Genomic DNA, 21,831 nt, shown 5'->3' with positions numbered 1-21,831 from the left:
ATTGTAGGTAAGCCGATGGCGGTATTAGAAAATCTGACTATCAGACGTCGTTTGCAAGTGAATGCATTAGTGGTAGGGATTGCCTTGGTTGTTATGTTAATTATGATCATGTACGAAGCTCGTACTATGCTGAAATTGAATGAAACCATTCAATATGCAGAAGAGCTCGACATTCATGAATTAGCAATGCGCAAACACGAGAAAAACTTCCTATTTTACAAGCAGGTAGATTCACTCAATGAGTTTGAAAACGAGTATCGCGAGCTACAAACTAAGCTCACCTTGTTGCAAGGTACTTTTTCTGATTTTGATATCGATTTAGGTCGGATCAATGAATTTGAACGCTTAGCAAAAAGTTATTACGATGACTTTCAAAAAGTGGTGCAATTACAAAAAACGATTGGCTTGCATCCAAAAGATGCCCTTTACGGTGAGCTTCGTGGTGCGGTTCATGAGGTAGAAACACTACTAAAAGAGCAGCAGAGTTATCAACTCCTTGCAACCATGCTGCAGCTTCGCCGTGCTGAAAAAGACTTTATGCTACGTTTTGATATCAAATACCAGAAACGCTTTGATGAACTAGTTGCACAGTTTTCACAGGAAATCCGCAGTGCTGGGTTTAATGCTCAATATCAATCTACGCTGCTTAGCTTATTGAACACCTATCAATCTAAATTTGCGAGTTTAGTCCGAGCACAGGAATCACTTGGCTTGGATTTGACGAGCGGTGCGTTAGGTAAAATGAAAGCAAGTGTCGAAAAAAGTGATGCTGTGGTCACTGAAGTTGTAGATCAGGCAAAAGCAGAGATCAAAGAGAACGTTGATAAAACTCAGATGCTCGCCATCGGTGTATTTGTTGTGGCTGGCATTATCGTGATGACACTGGTGCTATCGACTAGTCGCTCAATTATTCAACCCGTAGAGCGTGTTTATCAAACTATTGAACGTATTCGCCGTGAAAATAATTTAAGTCTACAAATTGAGCAAAGCGGCAATGATGAAATCACGATTATGACCCGTGACTTTAATAGCCTAATTGCTGACTTTAGAGATTTAATCGCGGATGTGAATGGTGCATTGGCAACCATTAATGAAGCCACAGATCATTTAACTGAGACAACGACTCAAACGAGTACTGGTATGGCGGAGCAGTTGCACGAAGCGGATATGGTCGCAACCGCTGCAACCGAAATGCAAGCGACGATCCAAGACATTTCTCATAATACTGGTGAAGCGGCGCACAAAGCCGAGACAACGAATGAAAATGCGCAACAAGGTCGCCGTCAGGTCACTGCAACAATTGAGCACATCATGCAGTTATCGGAATCGTTAGGTGGTGCTTCAAGCGTTGTTGCTCAGTTAGAACGTGATGGTGAGACCATTGGCTCGGTATTGGATGTGATCCGTGGTATTGCAGAGCAAACAAACTTACTTGCTTTAAACGCTGCCATTGAAGCCGCGCGCGCGGGTGAACAAGGTCGCGGTTTTGCTGTTGTGGCGGATGAAGTTAGGTCGCTTGCGCAGCGTACCCAAGACTCTACACAAGAAATCGAAAGCATCATTTCTACGCTGCAACAGCGTACACGAGAAGTGGTGAACATCATGGAACAATGCCGTGAGCAAGGCAACGAAAGTGTGTCACAAGCCGAAAAAGCAGGGGAGTTGCTCAGCATGATCACCCAAGATGTACAAACTATTATGGAAATGAGTACACATATTGCGACGGCAATTGATGAACAAAATCAAGTTGCTTCTGAAGTGAACAAGAATGTAGTAAAAATCAGAGATATTGCACAGAGCGCTTCTGAGCATGCACATTCTAACGCACAAAGTAGTGAAGAAGTTGCAGAGCAAGCGCGCGTATTACACGAAGCCGTGGCTAAGTATCAGGTATAAGCACCAATTCAGCCTGAGGTTCTTTATGTCAAAGCCCCACTTATTTATAGTGGGGCTTTTATTTAGAATCAATATAGGTATCGCTTAAATGAATACCAACATAGCAGTGGTAAGTTACAATTCGGATTGGCCGCATCAGTTCAATAAAGAGAAACAGGCGATACTCGCTCATCTATCCAAGGCAAATGTAGCTGCTTTACACCATATAGGCAGTACATCGGTTCCACAGCTGTGTGCTAAACCAATAATTGATATGCTATTGGAAGTGAATGACTTAGATAAATTAGACATAGAGTCAGAAAAACTGAGTGATTTAGGTTATGAGGTAATGGGAGAGTTTGGTATTGCTGGGCGTCGTTATTTTCGTAAAGGCATAGTGTCTAGAACTCATCATCTGCATGCTTTTTTAGCCGGTTCTGATGGAGTTAAACGTCACCTTGCCTTTCGTGACTATTTAATTACTTTTCCAGATATAGCGACACAATACGCTAAGGTTAAGCAAGAAGCTGTTAACGCCTGTAACCAAGATATGGAGAAATACATCGCATTTAAGAATGACTTTATTCAATATCATGAGCAACATGCATTGTTATGGCGGTTTGGTTAAGGCACAAACTTGATAGGTACGCTGTCCTTTTGGGTTTGATACTTTTCTACCGCGTTTACGTATTCCTGCCATAGCGCATCGTGCTGTGTAGCTAAGGTATATAAATATTGCCAGCTGTAGAGCCCTGAGTCGTGACCATCATCAAAAACAAAGCGTGCAGCATAGTGTCCAACGGGGTCAATTGTCTTGATAGCGACATTCTGCTTGTTTAGCACGAGTTGCTTTTGCGCTGGACTATGTCCTTGTACTTCGGCTGATGGTGAGTGTGTTCGCAAGAATTCGGCACTTAGCGTAAAACAGCTGCTGTCCTCAAAATAAACATCGAGCACTTTGCTGAGCGTATGATAATGAAGTTTGGTGACTTGATACATAATTGCTATAACTCAAAAAGCGGAGCAAGGCTCCGCTTTTGGTTTTTATTTACAGAATGAAGCGGCTTAAATCTTCATCCTGAACAAGCATGTCTAAATGCTGTTCAACGTAGGCGGCATCAATCGTCAAGGTATCACCGGCCTTTTCACTGGCATCGAATGAAATCTCTTCCATCAGCTTTTCCATTACTGTGTGAAGGCGGCGCGCACCGATGTTTTCAGTTTTCTCGTTGACCTGATAGGCAGCTTCAGCAAGTTTGGTGATAGCGTCATCGGTAAAGTCGATAGTGACGTCTTCTGTTTTAAGTAACGCCTGTTGCTGCTCTGTAAGAGATGCATTTGGCTCAGTTAGAATACGTTTGAAATCACCCGCAGTCAGTGCTTCTAGTTCAACGCGAATAGGTAAACGACCTTGTAGCTCAGGGATTAAATCCGACGGCTTGGCCATTTGGAACGCACCTGACGCGATAAATAAAATGTGGTCGGTTTTTACCATACCGTGTTTAGTATTAACGGTTGAACCTTCGATAAGTGGTAGTAAGTCGCGTTGTACACCCTCACGGCTAACATCTGGGCCAGAAGATTCACCACGTTTACAAATTTTATCGATTTCATCAATAAACACGATACCGTTTTGTTCAACGGACTCAATCGCTTGTTCTTTAAGCTCTTCTGGATTAACAAGCTTTGCAGCCTCTTCTTCAATCAATAGCTTAAGTGCTTCTTTAATTTTCAGCTTACGGTTCTTCTTCTTATCACCCGACATGTTTTGAAACATGCTCTGTAGCTGGCTGGTCATTTCTTCCATACCAGGAGGTGACATGATCTCAACATGAGGCGCCGTTTCTGCGATGTCGATCTCAATTTCTTTGTCGTCTAACTGACCTTCACGTAGTTTCTTACGAAATACCTGGCGTGTTGACGAATTTTCATTTGGCTGAGACTCACCCCAAGCGTCTTTTGCTGGTGGCAAAAGTGCATCTAAAATACGCTCTTCGGCAGCTTCTTCAGCGCGGAATTTGAATTTCTTGGTCTGCTGTTCACGTGTTAGTTTAAAAGAAACTTCAACTAGGTCACGGATGATGGTTTCAACTTCTTTACCAACATAACCTACTTCAGTGAACTTAGTCGCTTCTACTTTGATAAATGGCGCGTTAGCAAGCTTTGCTAAACGGCGAGCAATTTCGGTTTTACCCACACCCGTTGGGCCGATCATCAAAATATTCTTTGGTGTAACTTCTGCACGCAGCTCTTCATCAAGCTGCATACGACGCCAGCGGTTGCGCAGTGCAATCGCGACGGCTTTTTTGGCTTTGTCCTGACCGATAATGTGTTGATCAAGCTCGTGCACAATCTCTCTTGGAGTCATAGCTGTCATGACGAGTCCTATTACAATTCTTCGATAGTTTGGAAATTATTGGTAAATACGCAGATATCGCCGGCGATCTTCAGGCTCTTTTCCACGATTTCTTTCGCACTTAAGTCTGTATTTTCAAGTAGTGCGGTTGCAGCCGCTTGTGCGAAGTTACCACCACTGCCGATAGCAATAAGGTCATGTTCTGGCTGTACTACATCGCCGTTACCGGTGATGATAAGCGAGGCAGTTTCATCGGCTACCGCAAGTAGGGCTTCAAGCCTTCTTAATGCTCTGTCGGTACGCCAGTCCTTTGCCATTTCTACGGCTGCTTTAGTGAGATGCCCTTGGTGCATCTCAAGCTTTGCTTCAAAGCGTTCAAATAGTGTAAATGCATCAGCTGTACCGCCAGCGAAACCTGCCAGTACTTTACCATTGTACAGGCGACGCACTTTACGCGCGTTGCCTTTCATAACTGTGTTACCAAGTGAAACCTGGCCATCACCGCCGATAACCACTTTGTCATCGCGACGAACACTAACGATGGTAGTCATAGTAATCCTTATCTGGGCCTGTGCCCGTGTAACTCTAGATTAGAAGGAAATATGGGTAGAGTTATAAAAATCAAGTCCAGCCCCAAATCCCGCAGCCAAATATCCCAACGCGCTGTAATTTGTTTTTATCGCTCTCCGCTAAACGCTTGGTATCGTAGGGACCAAGACGGACACGATACCAGACACCATTACTCCCTTCGGTACGACGGATCTCCGCGATTAACCCCGCAAACGCAACTTTGGCTTTCATGGCTTCGGCTTGGCTATGGGTTCTAAATGAACCACACTGCATTTGATAGGGACCTTTGCTCTCGATCTCTTTAACTTCGACCTTGATTTCATGATTTTTAATTTCTTCAATGAACTCAGGTGGGCGAGGTTTTGGCTTAATAACCTTTTGCTCGGCAACTGGGTGCGGGTTTTTGGCTTGCTCTACTTCTTTAGGATCTGCGTTGGTTTTTATAAACCAAAGACCGTAAGCAAATCCACCAATTAGTAGAAATGCAAAAATAGCAGCAATAACAGGAAATTTCGCCGACTTTCCAGGCTTGTCTTTCCCCTTGCCTTTAGGTTTCTTATTGATGTAATCGTGCTGTGCCATAGGTTATTTGATTTTAATAGCTATCCATTGGATCAACATCTATGCTCCAGCGTACTCGATTGGCAGACTCATGCGTAGCGATATAGCGCGCAAGTTGCGAAAGGTAGTCCCGCAGCACAGTACGTTGTTGTGCGTGTATATGTAATTGATATCTGAACTTTCCAGCTATTCGTTCAAGTGGTGCTGGAATTGGACCCAGCAATTGTATACCAGGATAGGGGGTAGCTGGAACCAAATCCGACAAAAAGCGCAATACTGTATTTATATTTGTTGCCTCTGCGCGGATGATAGCTAAGTGTGCGAAGGGGGGAAGCATTGCTTCTTCACGTTCTTGTAAGGCATATCGCGCAAAGTCGCCGTAGCCGTTATTAATTAAATCTTGCAATAATGGATGTTCTGGAAAATGTGTTTGCAATAATACGGTTCCCGCTTCACCAGCGCGTCCGGCTCGTCCAGCAACTTGCGTAATGAGCTGCGCCATTTGCTCGGTTGCTCTAAAGTCACAAGAGTAAAGTCCTGAGTCCACATCCAAGATAATCACAAGGCTGACATCGGCAAAGTGGTGGCCCTTGGCAAGCATTTGAGTGCCGACCAGAATTCGTGCGCCACCTTGGTTAATTTCTTCAAGAGCGCTCTCAAGACTGCCTTTACGGCGTGTAGAATCTCGGTCAATGCGAGTGACGGGAATATCAGCGAAGCGTTCGCTTAAAAAGCCTTCGAGTTGCTCTGTACCAAGTCCTGTAGGCATGATTTGGGTGCTGCCGCAATCTGGACACTGTCTCGGTACAAAGTCCTGCTCACCGCAATGGTGACATACCAAGCGGTTCATATTTTTATGGTACGTGGCGCTGGTAGAGCAATGTTTACAGGTATTAAGCCATCCACATTCGTGACACATCAATGTTGGTGCAAAACCCCGACGATTTAGAAACACCATAACCTGCTTTCCGCGAGCGAGTGTTTTTTCCATCCAATGTAAACTCATTGGTGAAAACCCGCCTTGTTCTGGCTGACCTTTCATGTCTACAAGGTGAAATTGGTTATCGTGCTGGGTCTGCGCTCGTTTACTCAGTGTGACGAGTTGATATTTGTTGGTAATGGCTTTATGTAATGTTTCTAGTGCAGGTGTTGCAGTTCCCAAAAGCAAAGGGCAGTGTGCCTGATGCGCTCGAAATGCAGCGAGATCTCTGGCGTGATAGCGCAGGCCTTCTTGCTGTTTAAATGAGTTGTCGTGCTCTTCGTCAACGATGATCATGCCGAGATTTTGAAATGGCAAAAAAATGGCCGAGCGAGTACCGATAACCAAGGCGCTCAGACCCTTTTCGGCGCGACGCCAAGTATGTAGGCGCTCGTTATCGGTTAGATTTGAGTGCCATAAATCAATGGGCAGATTATTAAAGCGCTTTTTGAAACGGTTGACTGTTTGCGGTGTGAGCCCAATTTCAGGCACCAAGATCAGTGCTTGTTTACCTGCTTTTATTATGTTTTCAAGGCTCTGTAAGTAGACTTCAGTTTTACCACTTCCCGTTACTCCTTCGATTAAAAAGGTACGGTAACCGACTTGTGCATTGACCGCGCTGCAAATAGTTGCTTGCTGGTCGTTTAGGCGGGGCTTTTCGCCTAGCTGCAATTCGTTTTGCGACCAATCACTATCATGTTCAATAGATTGTGAGATGAGCGCTTTTTCTTCCAGTGCTTTAATCGTTTGGCTAGTAAACCCGAGCGCTTTGAGTTCGCTTAATTTTATTGCACCGCCTTCATATAATTGAGAAAGCAGTGCTTGCTGCTTTTTGGCACGTAGTGTAGGTAGCTTTTGCCCTTTTTCTGTTAACCTGACGATGGGGATCTGCGTTTTGTCTGGGCTTCCACCATCTCTGAGTACGGCCGGCAACGCTGTGAACAAGGTATCGCCAATTGGATGACAGTAATACTGAGAGACAAAGTGTAAGAAGCTAAGCTGTGCTTGGTTAAAAACAGGAGCCTCGTCCAACACCTCAATAATTTGCTTGAGCTTTTCTTTTGGTACATCGGTGTCATCTTTTTTAGCAAGCGCAATCGCAGTGCAGCGGCGATTGCCGAAATTGACGGTCACTCTCATTCCTGCTTCAACTTGCATGGTTGGTGCTAGCAAATAGTCGAATGTTCGGTGCAGTGGCAGCTTTAAAGCTACTTCAAGAATGAGCATGTATTACAATTCCATAAAGTGAGCGCAGTGACGAAGTATATACCTAAGGTGGTGCGAATTGAAAACGCACTCTGCAACGGCGGTAAAAAACTCTGAAATATTGCTTGTAGATTGTTCAGTTAGGCACTAAAATACGCGTCCACATTTTTGTATAACTACGTATGGTGCCAGGCTTCGGGTTTGGAGAGCGATACGGCCTTAACTAGAGGTTGCTATGAAAGAAGGTATTCACCCTAATTACGAGACGATCACTGCATCGTGCTCTTGCGGTAACAAGTTCGAAACTCGTTCAACGCTATGTAAAGATATTCACCTAGACGTATGTTCTGCATGTCACCCGTTTTATACTGGTAAGCAGAAGATCCTTGACACAGGTGGCCGTGTAGATCGCTTTAACAAGCGTTTCGGTGCACTTAGCAGCAAGAAGTAATCTTGTTGGTCTAGTCGAGAAAAGCACCCTCGGGTGCTTTTTTTGTGCCTGTTTGAAAATACCTTCCCGATTTATACATCCTATTCTTCATCAACAGACAGACCATCAGTCATCCCGTCTTATTATGTCTTTTATTCTTCTAAAATAAAAAACTTGCCAGTTTGGCAGCAAAACTTTACTGATCTCTTGAGTAGAGTAAAAACTCTATTTAGTAGATAAATACTGAACATTTACGAGCTTAAGTTGTGAAAATACTCAAAGCTCATATAGTAATTGATATCAGGTGTTGGTATTTGATGTAAGTTAAATTCACTATGCTGCCGTTAAATGTAGATATCTTGATGCTAAAATCAAGTAAGTTGCAATTTTCTTATTGTTTTTATAGTTAGTGTACATCTGTGCTAATTTTCTGCATTTTGTGCTGGTTTTAGCGTCTTATTTTTTAAGTTTTAGTCATTTTATTTGTGAAATATTTCTTAAAATTGAGCTTATCTTCTCGGAAAAGTATAGAAAATACCGTGCTAGTGGATAGACCTGATTTTACTTGAATAATGAGCAAAACTCGGTATTGTGTGAATACGGTCGATTAACTATATGTCCTATTGACATACCGCGACATCAAAGCACATACGCTTGTTGAGTGGTTGAATGTCGTCGCTCATATAGTTAATCGCACTGTGTGTTGCTGTAACCAGCTAGATAGGTTGCCAACATTCAGAATGCGAACGTTTACCACACTCTCACATTAACTTCGTAGGAAAATATCGCGCCATGACAGATTTTCGTCAACAAGCTCTAGATTATCACGAAAAGCCCGTTCCAGGTAAAATCAGTGTAGAACTCACTAAACCTGCCGAGACCGTAAAAGACTTAGCACTTGCATACAGCCCAGGTGTTGCAGAGCCTGTACGTGAAATTGCGGCTGATCCGGCGAATGCATACCGTTACACGGGTAAAGGAAATATGGTTGCGGTGATCAGTAATGGTACGGCAATTCTTGGCTTGGGTAACTTAGGTCCTTTGGCGTCAAAGCCTGTTATGGAAGGTAAGGCGCTATTATTTAAGCGCTTTGCGGGTCTTGATTCAATCGATATCGAAGTTAAGCACAACACCACAGAAGACTTTATCAATACGGTGGCAAATATCGCTGACACATTTGGCGGCATTAACCTTGAAGATATTAAAGCGCCAGAGTGCTTTGAAATTGAGCGGGCGCTGATCGAACGTTGCGACGTTCCTGTATTCCATGATGATCAGCACGGCACCGCAATTGTAACCGCTGCGGGTATGCTGAATGCGTTGGAAATCCAAGGTAAAGATATTCATGATGCGATTATTGTGTGTCTTGGCGCGGGTGCAGCCGCTATTGCTTGTATGGAATTATTGATCAAGTGTGGCGCTCAACGTGAGCACATCTATATGCTGGACAGAAAAGGCGTGATCCATACTCGCCGTGATGACCTCAATGAATACAAAGAGTTGTTTGCAAACAATACGGATAAGCGCACGTTACAAGACGTGATTGCAGACGCGGACGTATTTGTTGGTGTTTCTGGCCCAGACTTACTTTCTGCTGAAGATCTGAAGCTAATGGCTGACAAGCCCGTGGTATTCGCTTGCTCTAACCCAGATCCTGAGATCAGCCCTGAAGTTGCACACGGTGCACGTAATGATTTGATCATGGCAACTGGCCGCTCGGATTATCCAAACCAAGTAAATAACGTGTTGTGTTTCCCATTTATCTTCCGTGGTGCACTTGATGTACGTGCAACTGCTATCAATGATGAGATGAAGATTGCAGCGGTTGAAGCGATCAGAACGATTGCCAAAGAGCCTGTACCTGCTGAGGTGCTAAAAGCGGCTGACGTGGATAGTCTTGAGTTTGGTCCTGAGTATATTATTCCAAAACCAATGGATCCGCGTTTGTTGCCTCGTATCGCAAAAGCGGTAGCGGTAGCTGCAATTGAATCAGGCGTGGCTCAAATCGAAATGCCTGCTGGATATATGGAATAATACAATTGCTATTATCTAAATGAAAAAAGCCTCGACTGAGGCTTTTTTTGTGTCTGTTTTCCAGAGCGAAAGAGTAGTTATCACTCTTCGTTTATTTCTGGGATCTCCAAACCGCGTTCTTCCATTATTTGTCTTACCTCTAACGGAATACGCTCTGGATTATCTTTTCTCAAGTCTTCATCGCTCGGCAGTGGCTGACCCGTGAATGCGTGTAGAAACGCCTCACATAAAAGCTCACTGTTCGTGGCATGACGTAAGTTATTCACTTGGCGACGTGTACGCTCATCAGTTAGCACTTTGAGTACATTCAGAGGTATGCTCACCGTGATCTTTTTTACTTGCTCTGCTTTCTTACCGTGTTCTGCATATGGGTGAATATACTCACCGTTCCATTTTGCCATAATTGTGTACTTGCCTCAGTTACATCAATGCCAATATGACTGGGTTCTGGTCTACATTATTCATCAACTGCCTGAATACGAGGATAACTTTACGAATTAAAGATAAATCCCAAACTCAAATAGATGAATAAACTAATCCGTCATAGCGAGATAGAAGAATCTCTGCCATAGTTTTCAATAACTCAGTCGTATTAGCAACGCCTAGAGTGGCGAAATTTTATCGGTTTAAAAAAGATAGTCAAATACTAGTTATTTAGCCATTTAGCAGTATAAATGTTTTGACTTCTAGTTTTTGTTGCTCTAACCTTTTAGACGTCTAAACATCCAACTATCTAGGTGACCTTATGAGTCAAGTTAATAAATCGACGGTTGCAGTGCGTCACGGCATAGAAGCTGATAAAGCACATGGGGCAGTCGTGCCACCGCTTTACCTTTCTACCACTTATTCTTTTGCCGATTTTGATACGAAGCGCGACTATGATTATGGCCGCAGTGGTAACTTTAATCGTGATGTGCTTGCACAGGCACTTACCGAACTCGAAGGTGGTGCTCGTGGCATTATTACCGCGACTGGCATGGCTGCCGTCCACCTAGTAACTCAACTGCTTAACCATGACGATACACTGGTTATTCCACACGACTGTTATGGCGGTAGCTATCGCTTGTTTACATCGCTTGCAAAGCGCGGATTACTCAAATTAGCCGTCTTGGATCTCACAAAACCGGAAAGTCTTGCACTGCTGCAGCAGATCAAACCTAAATTAGTTTGGATAGAAACACCAAGTAACCCAATTTTGCGGTTAACGGACATAGAAGCTGTCGTAAACGCGGCGCATGCTGAGGGTGCTTTGGTCGCTGCTGACAACACCTTCTTGTCTCCTGCACTACAAAACCCCATTGCCTTTGGCGTGGATGTCGTGGTGCATTCAACCACTAAGTATATTAATGGTCATTCTGATGTTGTAGGGGGGCGGTGATCGCGCGTACACAGGAATTGGGTGATGAGTTAGCTTGGTGGGCGAATAATATCGGTATTACCGGAGCGCCTTTTGATAGTTACCTTACCCTACGCGGACTGCGCACATTAAACGTTCGTTTACGCCAGCATCAAGAAAATGCTCAGCTGATTGCTGAGTATTTAGAAAAGTCGCCGTATGTTAGCCAAGTGTATTACCCTGGCCTTGAGTCGCACCCTCAACATGAGCTTGCGAAAAAACAACAACTCGGTTTTGGTGGCATGGTGAGTTTTGATATTAAAGGCGATCTGCAAACATCTGCCAAATTCTTAACGTCATTAAAGCAGTTTTCTTTGGCTGAATCTTTAGGTGGAGTCGAGAGCCTCATTTGCCACCCAGCAACGATGACACATGCTGGTATGGAGCCACAGGCTCGTTTGGAAGCAGGAGTGGGTGACACGTTAATTCGTATTTCTGTGGGCATTGAAGATGCACAAGATCTCATTGCAGATCTGGAATCAGGATTTGCATGTATTGATGAAAGTCAGGCGAGTGATGACGCTAAGTCATTCAAATTAACGCCTGCGCATACAGTGGCGTTGTGGTGAGTAAATGGCAAAAGTAGTGCATAAGTTTGGTGGTTCGAGTTTAAGCTCGCCAGAGCGTTATCAGGCAGTTGCCAAGATAATGTTAGAGCAGTGTCAGCTAGGTGACAGTGTGGTAGTTTCTGCTGCTGGAAAAACAACGAATACCTTAGTGAAGTTATGGCAAAGCTTTGAACAGCAAGATGTTCGCGCATTTAATGATGTTTTATTGCAAGTTGAAAATCATCAACGCGAATTAATTGATGCCTTATTTGTGGGTGAACAACACGCTGCGTTACTCAAACAGCTCGTCAATGAGCTGCAGGCAATCGCTTTAGGGCAAGAAGAACAGCATCTCCACTACGCCAGCTTACTGGCACATGGAGAGCTATGGTCGGCTCGTATTTTAGCAAACTACCTGAACTCTCAAGGTATTGAAGCCAAAGCTATCGACGCTCGCACGTTATTCGTGCAACAAGATGGGGTGTTGTTACACGCCCATAATAAAGAAGCGTGCTATCGCGCAATTGATGACCACGCTATCCATATCGTTACTGGTTTTATTGCCACAAATGCACAGGGTGAAACGGTAACTTTAGGCCGAAATGGCAGTGACTATAGCGCAACTTTGCTGGCAAGTTATATTGATGCGACTCAAGTATCAATTTGGACGGATACAACGGGTGTATTCAGCACCGATCCACGTAAAGTCGCTAATGCCATTAAATACACTAAGGTGTGTCGTGGCCAGGCTGAATTACTCGCACGATTAGGTAATCCGGTACTGCATGCAAAAACGCTGTCACCACTTAAGGATACCGATATTAAATTACAAGTGCGCAGCAGCTTTGATGCCGATGCGCTTGGCACTGAGATAGTAAAGGCGGGCTATAGCAAAGAGAAGCGCTTTATTACCACCTTTGGTCAGCTCGATCTGTTACGCGTTGAACAGTTAAAAAGTGGCGAAGTGAAACAGCTAAGCCAGCTTATCCAGCATAGTATTCATCATTTTGTTAAAGGTGGAGAAGCACACTTACTTGTGCCTTCTGAGTTTAGCCATGTTGTGATCAAAGCGCTGGATTCACGAGCCAATATTATTGAGTCGCAAGTACAAGGTTTTGCTATTGTTGCACCAAGTCAGGATGTTGCAGGATTACATCAGCAGGCACTGGAATTATTGGATGAACATGCGATTGTGACCCGTTTTGTGCTGCAGGAGCGTCATTACAGCTTAGTGTTAACCGATCAATCAATTGATAGCGATTTGCTTGCTATATTGCACGAGCGTTTGGTGAATAAAGGCAGAGAGCTTGCTGTGATCGTAGCTGGTGTTGGCAATGTGGGTGAAGTGTTTATCGAACAATGCAAAAACCAAGTCGCTAAGCTGAGCGAGCACTTTGATCTTAAGTTAGTTGGCCTACTGCGTTCTAAACAAATGTTATTCTGTCCGAGCGGGTTGAACTTAGCGTCGTGGCAACAGCAATGGCAAAATGAAGCCATAGAATACAATGAAGCCGAGCTATTCACTCGTATTAAAGAGTTAGATTACGAGCATAAAGTGGTAGTTGATATTACTGCGAGCGAGCGTTTCAGCGAGTTGTATCCGCAGTTTGTTGAACATGATTGTCATTTGATCAGCGCTAATAAATATGCCGGCACAGCACAACAAGGCTGGTACTCAAAGCTGCGTCAGCAGTTACAAGAGCGTAACCTTTTATGGCGTTATAACACCAGTGTCGGCGCGGGACTACCCATTAACTTTGCGTTGGCTGATCTACAAAATAGTGGTGATGAAGTGGTAAGAATTGAAGGCGTCTTTTCTGGCACTTTATCTTGGCTTTGTAGCCGCTATGATGGCTCTGAAGCATTTTCTGAGCTAGTGCTTGGGGCGCAAAAACTCGGCTTTACGGAGCCTGATCCGCGCGAAGACCTATCTGGCCGTGATATGCAGCGTAAGCTTTTGATCTTAGCGCGAGAGTTAGGCATTGAGCTTGAGCTTGAAGATATTGAATTAGAGGCATTAATGCCTGATTCTCTGAGTGTTGGTTCATGGCAAGCGTTTTTAGAAAATCGCCAGCAACTCGATGACTTTTATGCAACACACTATGCAGAGGCCACTAGGAATGATGCAGCGCTTCGTTATACTGGCGCGCTTGAAATTGCAAGCAATGGTAAAGTATCTGCAAAAGTAGGCATTGCGCATGTACCCAATGGCTCGGCAATCGCGAATTTAACACCTGGCGATAATATTTTTGTGATCCACACGAAATGGTATGAACAAAACCCACTAGTGATCCAAGGTCCAGGGGCGGGTAAAGAGGTGACTGCAGCGGGAATTCATTCCGATTTATTCTGGCTGACGCAAAATCTAAAATAGATATAAGACAAAAATGCCGATACATCTGTATCGGCATTTTTATTTTAGAATAACTCTTCGTGAGTCGGTAGCGGTGCAGTATCGTCAAACGGTGTGCTGCTATTGGTGTCTAACACATATTTTGTTGGCGCCGTACCTGGCTCAAAATACTCAAATCGAGATGTGTAATCGTTCTTGCGAGACAACAGCCCTGTCTTTAAGTCAATCCGAGTTGAGATAAGCCCTGGGGCGGCTCTATCGGGGCCAAAGGCTCATCTTTAAGCGCCTCACGCATAAAGTCTATCCAAGCAGGTTGCGCTGAAATCGCACCGGCTTCTGCGCCGACAAGTTGATTATCACCAAGGTTAGCGTTGTAGGCTGCACGACCCAAGGATTTACTCGCATCATCGAAGCCAACCCAGACTGTGGTGAGGACATTACGGTTAAAGCCCGTAAACCAAGTATCTACTGAGTCATTGGTGGTACCCGTTTTTCCAGCAAGGTCACGACGTTTTAACCACTGGCCACGCCAGCCTGTACCGCTCCAGCCAGTGTCGTGTTTCCAGCTACCGCCACCCCAGATTGCACTATGTAGCGCATCGGCAATCAGAAATGCGTTTTGCTCCGAGATAACTTGCGGTGCACAGCGCTCAGGTTGCTCTTCTAGCTGCTGCTCGTCGCAGACCAGTAGCGGCTCTGCAGAACCAAGCTCAGTACCAAAAGAGTCGGTAATTTTATCGATAAAATACGGCTCTATGAGGTGACCGCCGTTGGCAAAAGTGGCCATGCCGCGTGCCATTTCAATTGGAGTCAGTGCGGCACTACCGAGTGCCAATGACTCACTGCGGTTAATGTCTGCGTCTTGAAAACCAAATTTAAGCAAATGATCAGCGGCTTTATTTATACCAACACCTTTGATCAAGCGTACAGATACCACGTTTTTCGATTGTGCGAGCGCTCGGCGAATACGGATTGGACCGTTATACACTTCAGGGCTATTTTTTGGACGCCAAGCCACGCCAACGCTTCTGTCCCAATGATTAATCGGAGCATCATTAAGAATGGTGGCTAGGGTATAGCCATTTTCTAATGCGGATGAATAAATAAAGGGTTTAATGTTAGAGCCTACCTGACGTTTAGCTTGGGTAGCACGATTGTATTGGCTAAGCTCAAAGCTGTAGCCACCCACAATCGCCTTAACACGCCCATCCTGCGGGTCGAGTGAGACAAGAGCACTGGATGCCTGCGGTAACTGACTTAACATCCAGCCGTCGTCTTGTTTACGGACAAATACTTGCATGCCCGGCGCGAGGATATCTGCGGTTGTTTTTGGTGGTAAGCTTTGACGCGTTTCACTGATGTATTGTCTGGCCCAACTTAAGCCTGACCATTCCAATGTAATTTGCTCACCGGTTTTTAAGAGCAGGTCGGCTGTTTTCTCTGCAATGTTTAGCACCACAGCGGCTTTTAAAGGCCCAATTTCATTGACCTTTTTAAGGCGAGTAATAATGTCTTCACGGCTTAGCGGCGATTCCGTCTCAGCATGCCAATAGGTTTCTTCTGCGCCTCTAAAGCCGTGACGCATATCGTAGGCATGTAAATTATCAACTAATGCATACTGAGCTGCCTGTTGCATGTCAGACTCCACACTGGTGTAAACTTTCATGCCAGAGTTATAGGCTTTATCAGTACCGTAGCGTTCGACCATATACGCGCGAACCATTTCAGAAATGTAAGGTGCATACAGCTCTATTTCGGCACCATGGAATTTAGCTGTGATGGGAGCTTGTGTCGCCTCATCATATTCTGCTCGGGTAATATACTTTTCTGCAAGCATTCGTCCGAGCACAACATTCCGGCGCAATTGCGCGCGCTCTGGGTTACGAATTGGATTTAACGCAGAAGGTGCTTTTGGCAGGCCTGCAATCATTGCCATTTCTGCTAAAGTTAATTCTGAAAGTGAGCGACCGTAATAGACTTGTGCGGCTGCTCCGATACCAAAGGCGCGATTGCCCAGTTCAATTTTGTTTAAGTAAAGCTCAAAAATTTCATCTTTCGTTAATAGCTGCTCAATATGCAACGCAATAAAGATTTCTTTCACTTTACGAATATAGGCTTTCTCTCTTGTTAAGAAAAAGTTTCTGGCAAGTTGCATGGTGAGCGTACTGGCTCCCTGCTTTTTTTGTCCTGTGGTGATAAGCACTAAAGCGGAGCGGACGATACCTATCGGGTCAATGCCGAAATGATCGTAAAAACGGTTGTCTTCTGTCGCTAAGAATGCTTTTCGCATGGGGAGTGGAACATCCTGCAAACGTACAGGGATCCTGCGCTTTTCACCAAACTGATTGATGAGTTTTCCGTCTCGTGTAAAGACTTGCATGGGTGTTTGTAGTTGAACATCTTTCAAAACCTCTACACTTGGTATGTCAGATTTGACATAATAATAAAGACTGATAAGTGTCAACACGCCTAAAAGGGTACAAACAAAAACGAATTGTAAAAATCTTTTCAATAATTTCACGGAATTATCCCTAGTTAGACTCCCAATTACAGGTAGACACTGCTAGTATATCTTGATTAAAAAACGATTAATATTTTTTGTGTGCTAAATTTTTATGGTACACAGTCTTAAAAGGAAACGGGCGCTTCACATGCTGAGCCAACTACTAAAAAAACAAGCACCTCTGATGATAGGGATAGATATCGGTTCCCATTGTGTCAAAGCGGTGTTGCTGTCGAAGACAAGTTCCAGCTATCGAGTAGAAGCCGTTGCGATTGAACCTATTCCGAAAGGAGCAGTAAATGAAAGGGCCATTCAAGACATTGAAGCGATCGGCAACGCGATAACTAAAATGAAGCGGCGCATTCCAAAGCTCACGCAATATGCAGCAGTTGCCGTATCCGGTCAGACCGTGATTACCAAAGTGATCTTTATGGATGTGTCATTAACTGATGCTGAACTTGAGTCCCAGATAGCCATTGAAGCAGATAGCCTGATCCCGTACCCACTAGATGAAGTTAGTCTGGATTTTGAAAAAATTGGAGTAAACGAAGCCGATCCGTCAAAAATGAACGTGCTACTCTCTGCGGCTCGTACCGAAAGTGTGCAAGCACGAGTAGGCGCATTGGAAGAAGCGGGTTTCAAAGCGAAAGTTGTTGATGTAGAAAACTACGCGTTGAGCAGAGCTATGGATGTCATTTATCCTGAACTACCCAACGATGCCTTCGATAAAATCGTAGCAATGATAGATATTGGCGCTGTGCTTACACTGATAAGCGTTATTCAATCAGGGAAAACAATTTACACTCGTGACCAAGTATTTGGTGGTGAGCAATATACCAACAGCATCGTTGCTTATTACAACAAAACCTACGATGAAGCAGAACTGGCGAAAACGACGGGAGACTTACCGCCAAACTATACCTTTGAAGTATTGGCACCTTTCCAAACTTCTCTGTTGCAGCAGATCCGTCGAGCAGTGCAAATGTTTATGACGACCAGTGGTAAAGATCATATCGACTACATCGTGTTGACGGGGGAGCGGCTTTGGTGGATGGCTTAGATAAACTCCTGATTGATGAGCTAGGAATTCACACAATAGTGGCAGATCCGTTTGCTGATATGGAGATTGCACCAAAAGTAGATAGGCATGTGTTGCAAAAGCACAAGGCGCAGTTTGCCTTAGCGACAGGCCTGGCATTAAGGAGCTTCTCATCATGCCACATATAAATTTGCTTCCTTGGCGCGAGCAGCAAAGGCAAGCCTCGCAGCAAATCTTTCTAACTATCATTGCGGTGATCATTGCAGCTTGTCTGTTGATAATGTACATGCTTGGTAGCTTTTATGACGGCTTAAAAACCGGACAAGAAATTAAAAATCGCTATCTCGAGAGTGAGATCACTCAACTAGATTCACGGATAGTCGCGATTAACGATCTGAATAAGCAAAAAGAAAATCTACAGCGCCGTATTCGGCTTATTGAAGAATTGCAGCTAAACCGTAGTCTCGGTACACAAATTATTGATGAAATAGCGCGAGTGGTTCCTGCTGGGGTATACCTCACCAGCCTTGAGCGACAAGGCAATCTGATCAAAGTCATTGGTCGAAGTGAATCAAATAACCGTTTATCGCAGATGCTACGACAAGTTGAATCTTCTTATTTACTAGAGCGACCAGTGATCCAAGGCATAGTTGCAGGTGAGCAAAGCGCAAAATTACTGAGTGATTTTACGATGCATTTTTATGTTAAGTCTCATGAAGACATCCACTTAGCCGATAAAGCGAAATAGGGCGGAGGCATAGTGCATGAATTTTGACTTAAACAGTTTGAAAGAAATTGATTGGAATGAGCTAGAGCTCGATAACATTGGTCATTGGCCATTTCCTGTAAAAGTTTTATGTTCCGTTCTTGTCGTTATACTGATGATGATATTGGGCTATAACTTGATGGTTTCAAGCTCAATTGACCGCTATGATCAAGCGGTAAAAAAAGAGCAGGAACTGAGAACGAGTTACCGAATCAAGTATGCAAGAGCAAACAACCTAGAGTTGTATAAACAGCAAATGATTGATATGGAAGCACAGTTCACGGAGCTATTAAGACGACTGCCAAGTTCCAACGAAACGCCTGGACTACTTGATGATCTGACATACGTTGGTACTTCAAGCGGATTAACCTTCCTAAAAATTGGCTGGATGCCAGAGGTACGTAAAGAGTTCTATACCGAATTGCCGATTAAGTTAGAAGTGATTGGTAAATATCATGAGTTTGGTCAGTTCGTGAGTAAAGTTTCTGAGTTACCCCGAATAGTGAGCCTACATGATTTTAGAATCGAAAATGCAGGAAACGGCGAGCTGGTATTTAGTGTTGTGGCAAAAACTTATCGCTATGAGCAAGGAGGTCAGAAATGATCCGACTTATGCTCTGCGTGATCACATTAACGTTCATCTCAGGTTGCAATGATAGTACTGCGGAACAAAAAGAATTTATTGATCAGGTCAAAGCAAGTTCAACGCCGAAAATCGAACCTATACCTGAAATGCAGAACTATGAACCGTTTAAGTATAGCGCTTCGGAGTTACGTAGTCCCTTTGTTGCGCCGCAGCCTGAAGTGATTGAAAATAAACTGGTTCAAATTAAAAATTGCTTGCATCCAGATCCAGACAGAGATCGCTATCCATTAGAGAAGTTTCCATTGGATAATCTACGAATGAAAGGCATTATTGCCAAGTCTGACGGTCGCTGGGCGCTAATCGAAGCGGCGACGCAAGGTTTGTATCGTGTTAAACGTGGCGAATATATGGGCTTGTATCATGGCAAAGTACTAAGTGTACAAGCTGATCATTTAGAATTATTAGAATTGATCCCAGATGGAACGGGATGTTGGAAAGAAAGGCTAACAAAAGTGGAAATGTTAGAAGCGGAACAAGGTGGCACGAGTGAATACTAACAATAACGTTATAAAATCAACCATTAAAAGTACTCGAACACTATGGCGTTCTGTGTTCGGTGTTGCCTTAGTTGGCCTTTCGTCAATTGTGCATGCCATTCCTATGTTGTATGACATTCGCTATAACCCTGTACCGACAGGGGAAACTCAACTACAACTGGTGTTTGATGAAAAGCTCAATACAGAGCCAAAAGTTCGCGTTGTTGGCGAAAGTGCCAGTATTGAATTGTTTTTCCAGCAGGCTGAGTTTGAAGAAAGCTTAAAAGCTTTGAGTATTAATAAAGCAGGTATTCAAGGTATTACCAGTGAACTCAGAGATGGTGGTTTTGCCGTTTCCATCAACATGGATGAGCTGAAGCTATATAAAACCGAGGTTAAGAATAATCTTGTGATAGTGGAAGTGTCTAATAAACCGATTGTCTCTGAACAAGACCAAAGTCAAAAAGTCACCGCATTTATCAATCAAATTCAAGCCATCGATTTTCGTCGAGGTGAGAAAGGTGAAGCTAAGGTATTAGCGTTTCTAGAGCATAATCAAGCGGCTATCGATGTACAAGAGCGTGGTGGCAAAATCATTGCGGACTTTCATCATATTGATATTGCAGAAGACCTGCTATACGAACTCGATGTATTAGATTTTGGCACTGTGGTATCTCGTATAGAAACCTTTAAAGAAGAAAATAAAAGTCGTATTGTGATTGAGCCAAATGCGGCGTTTAAGTTTACGTATCAACAGCTTGATAACATTTTTACGCTTACTATCGAAAAGGACGAAGGGAATAAAACCTTTGGCGATAAAAAAGAGTATAAAGGTCAGCCAATCACGTTGAATTTCCAAGATATTCCAATTCGCTCTGTGTTGCAGATCATTGCGGACACAAACAACTTTAACCTTGTAACGAGTGACACCGTATCTGGCAATATTACCCTGCGTTTAGATGGTGTACCCTGGGATCAAGCGCTTGATGTTGTGTTGCGTGTGAAAGGGCTAGATAAGCGTATGGACGGTTCTATTTTGATGGTTGCACCATCAGAAGAACTTGCAGCGAGAGAAGCCAAAGAGTTACAAGCGCGCCAGCAAGTTGAAGAACTTGAGCCATTATATAGCGAATATATTCAACTCAATTACGCTAAAGCGGAAGAGTTTGCTGACTTACTAAAAACAGATATCAATTCTATTATTAGCCACCGCGGTAGTGTGTCGGTTGATAAACGTACCAATACTTTATTAATTAAAGATACTTCACGTAGCATTGAAAGTGTGCGCCGTATGGTTGAAACCTTAGATGTGCCGGTAAAACAGGTGCGTATTGAGTCGCGCATGGTGACTGTGGATGATACCGTACAAGAAGACTTAGGTGTTCGTTGGGGCTTTAGCGATCAGCAAGGTAGCGATGCCATATCTGGCACGTTGGAAGGCGCTGATGCTTTGTCAAACGGCAACATTCCATCCTTGGAAAACCGCTTAAACGTTAATTTAGGCGTGAAAGGGGTTCCTGCAGGTAGCATTGGTATGCACATTGCGAAACTAGCTGATGGTACTTTGATCGATCTCGAGTTGTCAGCACTGGAGCAAGAGAACAAGGGGGAGATAATTGCGACGCCAAGCATCACGACGGCTAACCAGAAAAAGGCGCGAATTGAGCAAGGTACGGAAATTCCTTATGTAGAAGCATCATCAAGTGGTGCCACAACAGTAAGCTTCAAAAAAGCGGTATTAAGCTTGGAGGTGACACCGCAAATCACACCTGATAATAAAATAATTCTCGACTTGGTGATTACACAAGACACTAAAGGTGATACCGTGCAAACGCCAAATGGCCCTGCGACAGCAATTAACACGCAAGAGATTCAAACACAGGTACTGGTCGAAAATGGTCAAACTATCGTACTAGGTGGTATCTATCAGCAAGAAGTGAAAACGGCAGTAAGTAAGATCCCAATTTTGGGTGATATCCCATATTTAGGTCTATTGTTTAAGAACTCTCGTGATATTAATGAAAAGCGAGAATTGCTGATATTTGTGACACCTAAGATCATTCAAGACAGTTTATAGGCCCGTTGACAGTAAA

At 43.9% G+C, this 21,831-nt stretch carries 15 protein-coding genes and 3 pseudogenes; 11 read left to right on the top strand and 7 right to left on the bottom strand.

Features of this window, described 5'->3' with window-relative positions:
• Window positions 1-15: 15 nt before the first annotated feature.
• Both B1L02_RS15645 and B1L02_RS15640 read left to right on the top strand, forming a co-directional pair.
• Window positions 16-1,896: a methyl-accepting chemotaxis protein gene (locus B1L02_RS15645; RefSeq protein ID WP_088531771.1), complete on the top strand. Its 1,881-nt coding sequence runs from the start codon at window positions 16-18 to the stop codon at window positions 1,894-1,896.
• Between the two features lie 88 nt (window positions 1,897-1,984).
• Window positions 1,985-2,503 (top strand): GrpB family protein, encoded by a 519-nt coding sequence (locus tag B1L02_RS15640; protein ID WP_088531770.1) that lies wholly within the window; start codon window positions 1,985-1,987, stop codon window positions 2,501-2,503.
• Here B1L02_RS15640 and B1L02_RS15635 read toward each other — a convergent pair.
• From B1L02_RS15635 to priA, 5 genes are all read right to left on the bottom strand, one after another.
• Window positions 2,500-2,874, bottom strand: a complete 375-nt coding sequence (locus B1L02_RS15635) for a gamma-butyrobetaine hydroxylase-like domain-containing protein (RefSeq protein ID WP_088531769.1) — start codon at window positions 2,872-2,874, stop codon at window positions 2,500-2,502. The two genes, B1L02_RS15640 and B1L02_RS15635, sit on opposite strands and share 4 nt — an antisense overlap.
• Before the next feature lie 49 nt (window positions 2,875-2,923).
• Window positions 2,924-4,252, bottom strand: a complete 1,329-nt coding sequence (gene hslU / locus B1L02_RS15630) for an HslU--HslV peptidase ATPase subunit (RefSeq protein WP_010607051.1) — start codon at window positions 4,250-4,252, stop codon at window positions 2,924-2,926.
• Between the two features lie 11 nt (window positions 4,253-4,263).
• Window positions 4,264-4,782 (bottom strand): ATP-dependent protease subunit HslV, encoded by a 519-nt coding sequence (gene hslV / locus B1L02_RS15625; RefSeq protein WP_010368932.1) that lies wholly within the window; start codon window positions 4,780-4,782, stop codon window positions 4,264-4,266.
• 70 nt (window positions 4,783-4,852) lie between these two features.
• Window positions 4,853-5,383, bottom strand: a complete 531-nt coding sequence (locus tag B1L02_RS15620; protein ID WP_088531768.1) for an SPOR domain-containing protein — start codon at window positions 5,381-5,383, stop codon at window positions 4,853-4,855.
• Window positions 5,384-5,396: 13 nt separating this feature from the next.
• Window positions 5,397-7,568, bottom strand: a complete 2,172-nt coding sequence (gene priA / locus B1L02_RS15615; protein WP_088531767.1) for a primosomal protein N' — start codon at window positions 7,566-7,568, stop codon at window positions 5,397-5,399.
• 214 nt (window positions 7,569-7,782) lie between these two features.
• Between priA and rpmE the strand changes: the two genes are divergently transcribed.
• The gene (rpmE, locus tag B1L02_RS15610; protein WP_010607053.1) at window positions 7,783-7,998 is read left to right on the top strand and encodes a 50S ribosomal protein L31; all 216 of its coding nucleotides are present in this window, start codon (window positions 7,783-7,785) and stop codon (window positions 7,996-7,998) included.
• A gap of 771 nt (window positions 7,999-8,769) precedes the next feature.
• Entirely contained in the window at window positions 8,770-10,011 is a 1,242-nt protein-coding gene (locus tag B1L02_RS15605; RefSeq protein ID WP_088531766.1) for a malic enzyme-like NAD(P)-binding protein, read from the top strand.
• A gap of 80 nt (window positions 10,012-10,091) precedes the next feature.
• On the opposite strand, the gene metJ is transcribed toward B1L02_RS15605, so the two are convergent.
• Window positions 10,092-10,412, bottom strand: coding sequence for a met regulon transcriptional regulator MetJ (metJ, locus tag B1L02_RS15600; protein WP_010368921.1), 321 nt, complete (start codon window positions 10,410-10,412; stop codon window positions 10,092-10,094).
• A 344-nt stretch (window positions 10,413-10,756) separates the two neighbouring features.
• Between metJ and metB the strand changes: the two are divergent.
• A pseudogene (gene metB / locus B1L02_RS15595) lies at window positions 10,757-11,976 on the top strand (cystathionine gamma-synthase).
• A gap of 4 nt (window positions 11,977-11,980) precedes the next feature.
• Window positions 11,981-14,329, top strand: a complete 2,349-nt coding sequence (metL, locus tag B1L02_RS15590) for a bifunctional aspartate kinase/homoserine dehydrogenase II (protein ID WP_088531765.1) — start codon at window positions 11,981-11,983, stop codon at window positions 14,327-14,329.
• Window positions 14,330-14,373: 44 nt separating this feature from the next.
• Here the strand turns inward: metL and B1L02_RS15585 are convergent.
• A pseudogene (locus B1L02_RS15585) lies at window positions 14,374-16,829 on the bottom strand (penicillin-binding protein 1A).
• A 130-nt stretch (window positions 16,830-16,959) separates the two neighbouring features.
• On the opposite strand from B1L02_RS15585, the pseudogene B1L02_RS15580 reads away from it, so the two are divergent.
• The 5 genes and pseudogenes from B1L02_RS15580 (at window position 16,960) to B1L02_RS15560 (ending at window position 21,815) form a co-directional block, all read left to right on the top strand.
• Window positions 16,960-18,038: pseudogene (locus B1L02_RS15580) on the top strand (pilus assembly protein PilM).
• The gene (locus tag B1L02_RS15575; RefSeq protein ID WP_088531764.1) at window positions 18,026-18,598 is read left to right on the top strand and encodes a PilN domain-containing protein; all 573 of its coding nucleotides are present in this window, start codon (window positions 18,026-18,028) and stop codon (window positions 18,596-18,598) included. Before B1L02_RS15580 ends, B1L02_RS15575 begins: the two are co-directional and overlap by 13 nt.
• Window positions 18,599-18,614: 16 nt before the next feature.
• A complete protein-coding gene (locus tag B1L02_RS15570; RefSeq protein WP_088531763.1) occupies window positions 18,615-19,220 on the top strand; it encodes a type 4a pilus biogenesis protein PilO in 606 nt (201 codons plus the stop codon).
• Window positions 19,217-19,759 (top strand): pilus assembly protein PilP, encoded by a 543-nt coding sequence (locus B1L02_RS15565; protein ID WP_088531762.1) that lies wholly within the window; start codon window positions 19,217-19,219, stop codon window positions 19,757-19,759. The genes B1L02_RS15570 and B1L02_RS15565 overlap by 4 nt, the downstream gene beginning before the upstream one ends.
• Entirely contained in the window at window positions 19,749-21,815 is a 2,067-nt protein-coding gene (locus tag B1L02_RS15560; RefSeq protein WP_088531761.1) for a type IV pilus secretin PilQ, read from the top strand. Before B1L02_RS15565 ends, B1L02_RS15560 begins: the two co-directional genes overlap by 11 nt.
• Window positions 21,816-21,831: the final 16 nt, after the last annotated feature.

The sequence above is a fragment of the Pseudoalteromonas piscicida genome, from assembly GCF_002208135.1.
In the GTDB taxonomy this organism is placed as follows: domain Bacteria; phylum Pseudomonadota; class Gammaproteobacteria; order Enterobacterales; family Alteromonadaceae; genus Pseudoalteromonas; species Pseudoalteromonas piscicida_A.
The sequence above is the reverse complement of the archived record's forward strand: the minus strand, read 5'-3'. Positions and strand labels throughout refer to the sequence as shown.